Annotated in this window: 12 protein-coding genes; all 12 read left to right on the plus strand. The window is 40.1% G+C overall.

Annotated elements, in window-relative coordinates:
- The first annotated feature begins 6 nt into the window (after positions 1-6).
- The 12 genes from walK (at position 7) to M1E06_RS00290 (ending at position 12,499) form a co-directional block, all read left to right on the plus strand.
- Positions 7-1,851 (plus strand): cell wall metabolism sensor histidine kinase WalK, encoded by a 1,845-nt coding sequence (gene walK / locus M1E06_RS00235; RefSeq protein WP_020453619.1) that lies wholly within the window; start codon positions 7-9, stop codon positions 1,849-1,851.
- On the plus strand, positions 1,841-3,205 hold the full coding sequence (locus M1E06_RS00240; protein WP_035338118.1) for a YycH family regulatory protein: 1,365 nt from the start codon (positions 1,841-1,843) through the stop codon (positions 3,203-3,205). Before walK ends, M1E06_RS00240 begins: the two co-directional genes overlap by 11 nt.
- Positions 3,192-4,040, plus strand: a complete 849-nt coding sequence (locus tag M1E06_RS00245; protein ID WP_035338116.1) for a two-component system regulatory protein YycI — start codon at positions 3,192-3,194, stop codon at positions 4,038-4,040. Before M1E06_RS00240 ends, M1E06_RS00245 begins: the two co-directional genes overlap by 14 nt.
- A gap of 14 nt (positions 4,041-4,054) precedes the next feature.
- On the plus strand, positions 4,055-4,849 hold the full coding sequence (locus tag M1E06_RS00250) for an MBL fold metallo-hydrolase (protein WP_003177960.1): 795 nt from the start codon (positions 4,055-4,057) through the stop codon (positions 4,847-4,849).
- Between the two features lie 82 nt (positions 4,850-4,931).
- The gene (locus tag M1E06_RS00255; RefSeq protein WP_035338114.1) at positions 4,932-6,143 is read left to right on the plus strand and encodes a S1C family serine protease; all 1,212 of its coding nucleotides are present in this window, start codon (positions 4,932-4,934) and stop codon (positions 6,141-6,143) included.
- A 300-nt stretch (positions 6,144-6,443) separates the two neighbouring features.
- Complete coding sequence (locus M1E06_RS00260; protein ID WP_035338112.1) at positions 6,444-7,295, plus strand: SAM hydrolase/SAM-dependent halogenase family protein; 852 nt, start codon at positions 6,444-6,446, stop codon at positions 7,293-7,295.
- A 252-nt stretch (positions 7,296-7,547) separates the two neighbouring features.
- Positions 7,548-8,018 (plus strand): hypothetical protein, encoded by a 471-nt coding sequence (locus M1E06_RS00265; RefSeq protein WP_020453614.1) that lies wholly within the window; start codon positions 7,548-7,550, stop codon positions 8,016-8,018.
- A 30-nt stretch (positions 8,019-8,048) separates the two neighbouring features.
- Positions 8,049-8,567: a GNAT family N-acetyltransferase gene (locus tag M1E06_RS00270; protein WP_035338110.1), complete on the plus strand. Its 519-nt coding sequence runs from the start codon at positions 8,049-8,051 to the stop codon at positions 8,565-8,567.
- A gap of 429 nt (positions 8,568-8,996) precedes the next feature.
- Entirely contained in the window at positions 8,997-9,479 is a 483-nt protein-coding gene (locus M1E06_RS00275; protein ID WP_025810499.1) for a DUF4234 domain-containing protein, read from the plus strand.
- 198 nt (positions 9,480-9,677) lie between these two features.
- Complete coding sequence (locus M1E06_RS00280; RefSeq protein ID WP_003177948.1) at positions 9,678-9,836, plus strand: CxxH/CxxC protein; 159 nt, start codon at positions 9,678-9,680, stop codon at positions 9,834-9,836.
- An 80-nt stretch (positions 9,837-9,916) separates the two neighbouring features.
- Positions 9,917-10,396, plus strand: coding sequence for a 23S rRNA (pseudouridine(1915)-N(3))-methyltransferase RlmH (gene rlmH, locus M1E06_RS00285; RefSeq protein WP_003177946.1), 480 nt, complete (start codon positions 9,917-9,919; stop codon positions 10,394-10,396).
- A gap of 114 nt (positions 10,397-10,510) precedes the next feature.
- On the plus strand, positions 10,511-12,499 hold the full coding sequence (locus M1E06_RS00290) for an AAA family ATPase (protein WP_456270540.1): 1,989 nt from the start codon (positions 10,511-10,513) through the stop codon (positions 12,497-12,499).
- Positions 12,500-12,777 lie beyond the last annotated feature (278 nt).

Below are 12,777 nucleotides of genomic sequence, written 5' to 3' on the forward strand. Positions count from 1 at the left end.
ACCGAAATGAATAAAGTCAGTTTTTTCCGCTCGATTCATTTTAAGTTTACCTTAATATACGTTCTGCTGATTATCGTTGCCATGCAGATTATCGGCGTCTACTTTGTCAATGAGATGGAGAAGTCACTTCTTAAATCGTATAATGACTCTCTTGACCAGCGGGTGAACAACCTCTCGTATTATCTGGAACAGGAAATGACGAAGGATAGAAGCACGTCTTCCTCGACTACCTTGAAAGAAGACGCAGAGCGGATTCTAAATGATTTCAGCAAGGAAGGCGAAATTCTCGAAGTTAGTCTAATTGATAAAAGCTATGAAGTCATCGCGACCTCCAATCCTTATAACCGGGAGGTGGCGGGGAAAAAGACAACAGAGGGCATTATTAAAAGGACACTGCTTGTCGGTATTCCGTATGAAAATAAATTTTTCGACCCGGAGCGGGACAGCAAAGTGCGGATTTCAGTCACGCCGATTAAAAAATCGAATCAAGAGACAATCGGGGCCATTTATGTCGTGGCATCGATGGATAATGTCTACAACCAAATCCGGACGATCAACACCATTTTAGCGTCTGGAACTTTTATTGCGCTTGGAATCACTGCTTTCCTCGGGATTTTTGTCGCGCGAACGATTACACATCCGCTGTCAGATATGAGAAAGCAGGCCATTGAACTGGCGAAAGGAAATTTCTCAAGAAAAGTCAGGAAGTACGGAAACGATGAAATCGGCCAGCTGGCCACAACGTTTAATTATTTAACGAGAGAGCTGAAAGAAGCTCAGTCCATGACAGAAGGCGAACGAAAAAAACTCTCTTCTGTTATTGCCTATATGACAGACGGGGTTATTGCGACAAACCGAAATGGCGCGATTATTTTGCTTAATACGCCGGCACTGGAGCTTTTAAATGTTTCACGTGAAACGGCTCTCGAAATGCCGATCACCTCACTGCTCGGCCTTGAAGACGAATACACGTTCGAAGATTTGGTTGAACAGCAGGATTCGCTCCTTCTTGAAATTGAACAGGAAGAACGGACGTCTGTGCTTCGCGTCAATTTCTCGGTCATCCAAAAAGAACACGGAAAGATTGACGGGTTGATTGCGGTTATTTACGATGTCACAGAACAAGAGCAGATCGATCAAGAACGGAGAGAGTTTGTGGCAAATGTCTCCCACGAACTCAGAACGCCGCTCACAACGATGCGCAGCTATTTAGAAGCGCTTGCGGAAGGCGCGTGGCAGGATCCAAACATTGCGCCGCGCTTCTTGAATGTGACACAGAATGAAACAGAGCGTATGATCAGGCTTGTCAACGACTTGCTGCAGCTTTCAAAGTTTGACAGCAAGGATTATCAATTCAATAAAGAATGGATTCATTTTATCCGTTTCTTCTCATTGATTATTGAGCGCTTTGAAATGACGAAAGAGCAGCATGTTGAATTTATCAGCAATCTGCCGGATAGAGAATTGTATGTTGAAATCGACCCGGACAAGATTACGCAAGTGCTGGATAATATCATTTCAAATGCATTGAAATATTCCCCTGAAGGAGGCCACATCACGTTCTCTGTTGATGTAAATGAAGAAGAAGAGCTTCTTTATATCAGTGTCAAAGACGAAGGTGTCGGCATTCCGAGAAAAGACATGGAAAAGATCTTCGAGCGTTTCTATCGTGTAGATAAAGCCAGAACAAGAAGACTCGGCGGTACGGGGCTCGGTCTTGCGATCGCAAAAGAAATGGTACAAGCCCATGGCGGCGACATCTGGGCCGACAGTATCGAAGGAAAAGGAACAACGATCACATTTACCCTGCCGTATAAAGAAGAACAAGAGGATGATTGGGATGAAGCGTGAAACAATTAAAACGATAATACTGTCCCTTTTGGTTTTGATCAGTCTTCTTTTTACTTTTAATATTTGGGGATTTCAGGGGAATTACGAAAAAGTGGAAGATTCACAGGCTCAGGTCAGCGACAAACAGCCGATTACAAACCAGACAAAGTTGTTAAATGAAGCCGTCAAACCGCAGCAAATGTTCATTCATGAGAATGGACAGCATTATTTGCTGAATGATACGACGCTCTATTCTCAGCTCTGGGATGACATGAGCCGATGGGAAGTCAAATCGTTAAAGGATATCTCGGACAAATTTGACAGGCAGCAGTTCAAAAACTGGCTGTACGCTAAAAATAAAGAATCCAAATTGGATCTCGTCTTTAGCGACAATATTCCAATCGATGTGCTGCAGCCGCTTTTCAAATGGTCCGCCAATTCTTATGAATACAACTCTTTTGACAGAATCGTTCTTCCTTTCAATGAAGGACGGGGCATGAAAAAAATCTACTTTGTATCCTTCAGTAAAGAGACGGTTGTTGAAGCGGTGATTGAATCGGCTAATTACCGCAACATCCTTGCAGACATTGAAAAAGAAAAATCGCAGATGCCTCTTTACGAGGACTTTGCAATCAATTCGCGCAGAGATGTTTTGCTTCCGGTTAATAGGCTGAAGCTGTCTGAAAAAGAGTATTTTACAGAAACGATCAGCCCGACGCGTTTTAAAAAGGCTTTATTTGATGATCCGCAAACCGTCCGGCAGGAAACCAACTTAAACCGACCTGTATATACGGACGGAACAAGCCTTTTGGAGGTCTACTCGAACAACAGACAGATTAAGTTCCAGCACCGCAACCTGGAACCGAGTTCTGCTTATCAAAATGGAGAGCTGATCAATAAAAGCTTTAAATATTTAAACGACACTGGAAGCTGGACGGATGATTATCAATTTTTCGGCTTGAATGAAAATCAGCAGATCAACTTTAATCTATTTATGGATCAGCTTCCGGTCGTTAACAGCCAAAACCAGCCTTTCGGAACGACATCGATTGAACTTCGCTGGGCAAACAACGACATATTGGATTATAAACACCCAACATATGTCTTGGGCGCAAACGCTAATCCGGTCAGCAAAAAGGATAAAGAAATCATGAGCGGAGAAGAATTGATTCAGTTCCTGCAAGACAATGAAGAGTATGACTTTGATAAGATTGAGCAAATTTTTCCTGCTTATGAAATGGTCTCAGTATCAGAGGAACAAGACCCTCTTGTCAAACTTGTGCCGACTTGGTGCATTAAAATAAACGGTACGATAAAGCCGGTATCAAAGAAGGATTCAGCGGTGAAGGAGGGCATTGAGAATGGAGTGGAATAGAACAAAAACAATCTTCATTATCGTCTTCCTCATCCTTGATATCTTTTTGGCCTTTCAATACTTTGATAAGCGCAGCAACAATCAGTTTCCGATTTTAGAAAAATCAACGCTGCAGGAAGATATGAAAGCAGACCATATTTCATACGGAAACTTGTCTAAAGAGACGTCAAAAGGCTCCTCAATCTCTGCACAAAAGCGAGTCTTTAAGCAGAGCGAGATTAAATCGTTAAAAGGGCAAAAGCCGAAGGCGTTAATGAATACTGCAAAAAATAACGCTTTGACGGAAATAGAAATGGAATTTGAAACACCCATTGCACTTCCGAAAACGGATATGAAGACAAAAGCAAGGGAAATCGTCAACGAAGAGATTATCGACGGCAACAAGTACAAGCTTTGGAAAGTCGATAAGTCCGGAAAACAGATCGTTTTCTTCCAAACCTATAATGGAAATTACATCTTTCAGGATCGGCAAAACGATGATAACAACGAGATGGGCGAGGTCGTTCTGTACCTGAATAATAAAAACGAAGTTGTTTCGTATAAGCAGTCGATGCTGCAGGATATAAAAGAAGTCAAAACGGAAAATCTGGTCTCTGCAGTCGGCGCGGTTGAAGCTTTGTACTATCCGGATTATTTGAAGAAGTACAGCAAAATTAAATCAGCCGAGCTTGGCTATTTCACGCAGTATCCGCTGGCAAGCGCGCAAATTTTCGTGCCCGTTTGGCGGATCGAAGTGGAGCGCAAAACGGACGATAAAACCATTCACGAAGAATTTATCGTGGATGCGCGGGATGGAGCGCTTCTTCAATCACAAGAGAAAAAGGAAAAATCATAATGGAGTGAGAAACCATGAGCCTGCAATTTAGCGTACTTGCGAGCGGGAGTACCGGTAATGCTTTATATTTGGAAACCGATGACCACGCTTTTTTAGTTGACGCAGGACTTAGCGGGAAGGCGATGGAAGGGCTGATGGCGCAAATTGATCGAAAGCTTGATCAGCTTGACGGCATTTTTGTAACGCATGAGCACAGTGATCATATAAAAGGACTTGGTGTGCTGGCAAGAAAATATGAGCTGCCCGTTTACGCCAATGAAAAAACGTGGAAGGCGATGGAAGGGCATATCGGCAAAATGGATAACGGCCAAAAATTCGTATTTCCAATGGAAACCGTCAAATCGTTCGGCTCCCTTGATGTCGAATCGTTTGGCGTATCCCACGACGCCGCAGAGCCGATGTTTTACGTTTTTCATTACAATGGCCGAAAGCTCGCTTTGATTACGGATACGGGCTATGTCAGCGACAGAATGAAAGGCATCATCCGCTCGGCAAACGCTTTTGTTTTTGAAAGCAATCATGATGTCGGCATGCTGCAAATGGGCCGCTATCCGTGGAACATCAAGCGCCGGATTCTTAGCGACGTTGGACACGTATCCAATGAGGACGCGGCACTCGCAATGACCGATGTAATCGGTGATGAGACATCGAGAATTTATTTGGCTCATTTAAGCCAGGACAACAACATGAAAGAGCTGGCGAGAATGTCCGTCCAGCAAACGTTGGCTGCCAAAGGATTTGCGGCAGGAGAAACGTTTGATTTATATGATACCGATCCTAAGAAACCGACACCTCTCGTAGCGGTGTAAATTTTCCTGATTGAATGATTAATCTGCAGGCAGATGATCCACACTATATACATATATCGTTCCTTGAAAGGATTTGAATATAGTGGAGTTTAATCATGATGAGGAAAAATTCGTTCGGGAAAAGCCGGTGAGAAATTGGAGAAGCTTTTTGTTTTCAAGCCTGATCGGCGCCGTTATCGGCGCTCTTTTAACAGTGTTTGCCTTGCCGTACCTCTCGCAGCAGGGATGGCTGCCGTATAATCTGCAAGTCATCGAAGCGCGCGGAGGTCAAGGAACTCAGCAGGGCGGTACGGTCCGCAATGTATCCGTCAACGTGAATAATGAAGTCACGCAAGTGGTCTCTAAGGTTTCTGATTCTGTTGTCGGCGTTATCAACATCCAAAAGACAGGTGTATGGGATGGTGACAGCGAAGCGGGAACAGGCTCGGGCGTTATTTATAAAAAGGACGGCAACACATCCCACATTGTGACCAACCACCATGTCATTGAAGGGGCGTCCCAAATTGAAGTCAGCCTGAATGACGGAACACGGATTCCGGCAAAACTGATCGGCAGTGATAAGCTGATGGATCTGGCCGTTCTGCAAGTCAACAGCAATAAAATAAAAGCTGCTGCTGAATTTGGAAATTCTGATAAAGTGAAGACAGGCGAGCCTGTCATCGCGATTGGAAATCCGCTTGGCCTGCAGTTTTCAGGATCTGTTACACAAGGTATCATCTCAGGTACCGAACGTGCAGTTCCGGTCGATTCAAACGGAGACGGACAGCCGGACTGGAATGCTGAAGTATTGCAGACAGATGCTGCCATTAACCCGGGTAACAGCGGAGGCGGCCTGTTTAATATTGATGGAAAAGTCATCGGCATTAATTCGATGAAAATCGCTGAATCAGCCGTCGAAGGCATTGGCCTGAGCATTCCGGCCAACCTTGCCATTCCGGTTATCGAAGATTTGGAAACGTACGGTGAAGTGAGACGGCCGTATCTCGGAATTGAGATGAAATCACTTGGCGACATCGCAAGCTACCACTGGCAGGAAACGCTTAAACTGCCGAAAAACGTAACATCAGGCGTTGTTGTGATGGGCGTTCAGCCGGTGTCTCCTGCAGGCAGAGCCGGTTTGAAAGAGCTTGATGTCATCGTCGAATTTAACGGTGACCGTGTTTACGATATTGTTGATCTGCGTAAAAAGCTTTACACCAAAAACGTCGGCGACAAGGTAAAAATCAAATACCTGCGGGGCGGAAAAGAAAAAACAACAGAAGTAAAGCTGACCAGATCACAATTGGGAAGCTGATCAAGACAGTCTGGCCGGTACGGCCGGGCTGTTTTTTTATTATTATGACGCGCCCTACGAATGATCGTCAAAAGGAAAAAATGTGATTTTTGGAGAGTGAAATGAGATTTTTTCTGAGTGAATAATCGAATTTTTGGGTGTGAATTCCAAGTTTTTGCCCTATAAAAATTATAGTTTGTAAAAAATGGACAAAGCATCATATTGCGTTTCAATTTTGCGTACGATATGATGACTTTAATATTCTGACAAATGGCCGATTCAATGCAGAGTTTAAAAGATCAGGGCGGAAAGGAAGATAGGATGAGTCAGCATGCACTTGTATTACAATCTGATTTTGGCCTTGATGACGGGGCAGTAAATGCGATGTACGGTGTGGCTTATTCGGTTGACAGTTCACTCCGGATTTTTGATTTGACGCACAACATTCCCGTTTTTCACATTTGGGAAGCTTCCTATCGGCTGCTGCAGTCCGTTTCTTATTGGCCTGAAGGCACTGTCTTCGTGTCGGTCGTCGATCCAGGGGTCGGCTCAGAACGCCGCAGCGTCGCAGTCAGAACCTCTTCCGATCAATATATCATCACACCGGACAACGGAACACTCACCCATATCAGCCGGCAAAATGGGATTGTCGAAGCGCGCTATCTTGATGAAGCGCAAAACAGGCTTCCGAGATCAGGCGAATCACATACATTCCATGGCCGCGACATTTACGCTTACACCGGGGCAAGACTGGCAGCCGGGATTCTAAGCTTCGACCGGATCGGTCCTGAAGTTTCAACAGATTCCATCGTCAAACTTCCGGTCATGGAAGCTTATATCGAAAATGATTGGATAACCGGAACGATCGACATTTTAGATATCCGGTTTGGAAACCTTTGGACAAATATCAGCCGTAAACTGTTCAAGTCACTTGACGTTCAATACGGAGATCCTGTGGAAGTGGTCATCAAACAAGAGGACACCAAAGTCTATCAGCAAACGATGGCTTTTGGACGGTCGTTTGCCGATATGCCGGTCGGTAAGCCGGTTGTTTATATCAATTCATTAGACCGCCTGGGTATTGCCCTCAATCAAGGATCCTTTGCCAAAACACACCATATTGGCACCGGCATCAACTGGCAGATTTCTCTTCAAAAAAGTATACAGCGGTAAACAAAAGAGCCTGAATTCCAATCAGGCTCTTTGTTTTTTGTTTCATTCTTATGACATAAAAACGGTTGTCACACATTTTTCAGCTAATCGAGAAGGCGGCAATCCTTTTTAAAAAATAGTACATTTGTCATATTGGTACCTAAGTCATATTGTCTAAAAGCAGAGAAAAGAATATATTGAGGGGGTGTGCCGCTGCTATGAAAAAATTCATTCAATTCATTTGTTTGGAAAACGAGTGTCCGGAGGAATGATATGAACGACAATGTGCAGACTGCGTTGAAAACGCTGTCTAATGTAAAGAGCAGAAGTATCGTGTCCGTTTTTGTGCTATGTCTGATCACACTGGGGGTTTACATACCATACTGGTTTCTATCCAGGAAAAAAAGCTTCGATTTGCTGCCTTATCATGATATTCCCTACACCACGTTAAAAGCTATCATATTTTATCATTTATTTTCGATTCCAATTAGAATATCAGCAAAAATCGCTTTTCCTGACATGCATTACAGCCTTTATATGCTGCTCGACCGCGTGATTTTGATTCTGTCCGCAGGTGTTTTGATTTACTGCGCACTGGTGGTGACCGCTTCATTAAACAAGCTCTCAGGCAAAGAACCTGCGAATGGATCCATTTTTGCGTTCCTTTTGAATGTCATTTACATTCAGCACAGAATCAATAAACTTTCCGAGCCGAAAAGCGAATGGCTGAGCAAAGCATCATGATCAATAAACAAGGAAGTGAAGCACAATTTGATGTTGAAATCAAAAATTAAAATTGACTTAAACAAACCGAGAAAAAAACCGGCAATCCGTTTAATGCCAATGACGGAAGAAGACTTTAAGACATACCATGCCTATTCCATCCAGCATTACGCCATGGAGAAAGTAAAAGCGGGCACATGGACAGTGGCGGAAGCGATGGAGAAAGCAGAAGAGCAATTTGCAGCTCTTTTGCCAAACGGCATTGAAACGAACAACCATCATCTATGGTCAATCATGGACGACAGTGAGGATGCCGCAGGTTGGCTTTGGCTCTACGCTGACCCGCACCATCCTCAAAAGGAAGCATTTATTTACGATTTCGGGCTTTATGAAGCGTATCGAGGGCAGGGAATCGGCCAGCAGGCTTTAGCCGTCTTAGAAGAAGAGGCAAAGCAATTAGGAGTCCAAAAGCTGTCCCTGCATGTATTCGCCCATAATAAAAAGGCGAAGCGGCTTTATGAAAAAATGAATTTTGAGACGACGGATTTGCATATGAGCAAGAGGCTGTAAGATCAAAGCTGTGAAGCTTTGATCTTTTTTCATGGCCAATGTTCCACATGAAACAAAGCGTGTCATTATTCCTATTTGAGAGAGGTGGGAAATAACGAAAAAAAGACAAAATGATTCGAATGAACCTCTTTATGTTACGCAATGACAGATTGCATATTACAAAGGTAAAAATATGACGAATAATGTCCTATTGATTGTCGAATTTCTGCAGGTGAATACGAAATAAGGATTAGGTAAAATGATATAGTTTTTTTATTCAGGTCAAAAAAAAGAATCCATATACCTAAGAAAATCCCAATTTGACACTTCAATGGATTTTGATTTATTGCATTCAATATAGTACATTTTGATAAGGAAAGTGGAAAAGTATAGATGACAAGGATAAAAAGACCTGGAAGAACAGTTTTAAGGAAAGAAGAGTGTTTCAGCATGAGTAAGGAATTAGAAGAATTTCCGAAAATAAAAGCCATATATGCGGTGTTATTAACAATCATAACGTCTGGCATATACATCCCGTACTGGTTTCTTTCAAGAAGAAAGAATTTAGAACGATGCCAAATTAAGCTCCCCTATGTCGCCATTAAAGTGACGCTGCTGCTAAGCGTCTTTTCAATTTTGGAGCCTTTTTGGACTTTTTACTCAATCACATTTCAAAGAGAAGAGTTGCTGCCATACAGCAACAGCATTTTGCTTCTCCCGCTGCGCCCCGGACACAGCTTCCTCCCGCAGCTCTCATTTCTCCTTTTTTGGACGATAAATCTAGTTAGTGCATTTAAGGTTAGAAAATCGTTTATGAGGTTCTCTAAAAAGCCGGTTAACGGGTTTTGGACTTTCATTCTTAACGTTTCATATTTGCAGCATATCACGAATCAGCATTCTTTAGTTGTTCAGGAAAAAAGAGAAGTAGTATAGAAAAAGATTAGAGCATCAGCGAGGGTAGCTGGTGTTTTTTATTTAGGGAAAACAGAGTTATCCAGAGGAATATAAAAAGCTTGTGGATAACCGCGCGAAGTCATGCTAAAACCTACTAACATGTGCATAAATAGGGTATATTGAATAAGGAGCTTTTTTATAAAAGAGCCCAATGATACAGATATTGGAGGGACTTTTATGAAGTCTTGCGAAGAGCATATTGAAACCGTCATTGACATGTATGTGGATGAAGAAGAATTGGCCCCTGAAATCAGAAAAATCGAACATACACACAGTTTATCCACAACCTGTGAATTGTGCGATAAGCCTGCAGTATATATAGTGGGGAACGAATGATCGGACACTAAATACACAACCTTTATCCACAATTGTGGATAATGCTTCTGAATAACTTGTTCTTAAAGTGGGGATGACCTGTGAATATATCAATCGTAGCAATCGGAAAACTAAAAGAAAAATATTTAAAACAAGGAATTGACGAATACATAAAACGGCTTTCGGCATACGCAAAAGTCGACATCATCGAACTGCCGGACGAAAAAGCGCCGGAAAATTTAAGTGACCAGGACATGAAAATCGTCAAAGACAAAGAAGGCGAACGAATCCTCTCCAAAATCAGCCCCGACGCCCACGTCATCGCCCTGGCAATCGAAGGAAAAATGAAAAGTTCGGAAGAATTAGCCGATAATATGGATAGACTCGCCACATATGGAAAGAGCAAGGTAACCTTCGTCATCGGCGGCTCACTCGGCTTGAGCGACGCCGTCCTGAAGCGCGCAGATGAAAAGCTGTCGTTTTCAAGGATGACGTTCCCGCATCAGCTCATGCGGCTGATTTTGCTGGAGCAGGTTTATCGGGCGTTTCGGATTAACCGGGGGGAGCCTTATCATAAGTGAGTAAGACTATGTGTTAAATGAAAATTCATTAATAAAGATAGCTTATATCTGTAAAAAGATATAAGCTATCTTTTGGTATAATAATCGAGGACTTTCATTTTAAGGAGTGAAAAAATGAAAATAAAAAATATTGTACTAAATTCCATTAAACGTTTTAATTCAAGTATATGTTTGAATTTTGATGGTGCCAAAAGAATAAATACAATTAGTGGTCGAAATGGTTCAGGTAAAACGACTATCTTTGAGTCAGTAATGCTGATTCAGAAAGCATACTTTGCAAAGAGAATGATGAATAATTTAATGAATACATATAAAGATATAGTATTAGAAGATATGATAGGTAAGGAGTTTTTTGATTTTATTAGAAGTGAAGAATCTTCAATAGTTACAGAACTTCAATTCGAAAAAGAAGACTTTAGTAATTTATCTTCGCATAAAATTCAAAGGTTATTGCAAAATAGCGAATTCGGAACTGAAATCCCTGAGTATTTTGATATAAAATTAACTCTATTTGTGCAAGAAGTTTTAACTGAAAACGTAAAATGGAATATTAAAACAGAAAATTTTATTCAAGAGGAGGTTCTAAATAGTTTTTGGGACTTAGATCAACCCAAAAGCATCATTGCATATATTTCTGCTGACAAAACAGTAGGAGAGAGAGATATTACGTTTCAAGAGGTAAAACTTGATGGCAAGAATGAGTTCTCTCCAATAGTTGACTTTGTTTTAGAACCAGAAAAGATATACTATAATTTATATTCTCTAATGATAAATGATCATATCTATCAAAGAATAATTCCTTTGACACCTAAAAAGAATAAATACTTTGATGAAGCAAAAAAGTTACTTAATGAATTAATTCCATATATTAAAGTTTCTAATTTTTCTGGTAAGGTAAGAGAAAATCAATTTATACTATTAGCAAATAGTGATGGAAACGGAAAAAACTTTGACGTTAGAAAATTTAGTTCTGGAGAGAAGTTAGTCTGGTATAGCTTCTTGTTATTGGCTTATATAGAAGATATGGGAATTCTAGTTATTGACGAACCAGAGAATCACTTGCACGAAGAACTTACTTGTAGATTTACTAAACTTTTGGGCGACATAAGTTCTTCAAAAATTGATTTCACTAATTTAAGATTAGGACAAACATATTTAATTACGCATTCAAAAACATTAATTTATAATAATTTTGGAAACGGAGAAAATTATGTTTTAGGAAAAAGATCTATAGATAAAATTGAATATGAATCCTGTGAAAAAACACTAAGAAGTCTTGGTTTGAGCTATACAAATGATAAGATTTTATTTGTGGAAGGAAATACAGAAGTTACTTTACTTCAAAACCTATTAGCAGAAGAGAATATTAAAGTAAGAGAATTGGGGAATTGCGCTGAAATAATTAGAACTTTTAACGGTTTAGTAAAAGTTAAAAAATACCTTCTGGATCCAAGATTTGTATTTCTTATTGATCGAGACACAAGAGATGAAAAATCAATAAAAGAGATGAGGAATAGAGATGTAGATTATTTTGATAGGCACTTCATAGTATTAGAAAAACATGAAATAGAAAATTATTTTCTAGATTTAAACATCATTAAAGAAGTTTGCGATGAGTTTACAAATTTTTTTGGAATTAATGAGATAAGTATAAATGAAATAGAAGATAGGGTTAGATCTATTGCAGATGAACAATTACAATATACAAAGAAAAAATATATGAATTCATTATTAAGAAATAAGCTAAGTACTATAGAATCATTTATAAAACAAAAAGATTTAAAGGTAGACAATTTAAAAAATCATGAAAGTTATATTAAAAATCTTTTTAATGGTAATAATTGGAACGACGTTCTTGCCGATTTAATAAATGTTTTTAATTATATGGAAGAAACATATGCTGAAGAAAATTGGGAAACAAGCTGGCTAGAGTTATTAGATGGAAAAAATGTTTTTAATATTACGATGGGTATGATAGCGAAAAAATTAGGAGTAAGTAAAGATAAATTTGAAAAAAAGGTGTTGGAAAATATCGCATCGAATAATGATACCGATTTTATGCGACTAATAAACAAAATAATAGAACTATTTAATGATAATTAGCTTTCTTAACAGAATGATGGCTATTAATAATGTAATCATGTTAGTTTGAATAGACAAAGTTATAAGAAGTATGTTTTTTATTGGTAAACATTATTGTTTCAAAAACGCCTATTAGGAGTTGTTCAATAGATAGCAAGAAAGAAAATAACATTTATTTATCCTTCAAGTTATCCATCGGCAAGGATCATAGTTTGCTAATACAATTAATGAATAAAGTAGAGAAATACTATGCTAAAAAGGGTGGAGAAAGGTTGATATTTACCTATGGAGATGAAATT

Source organism: Bacillus sp. AK124 (genome assembly GCF_053903085.1).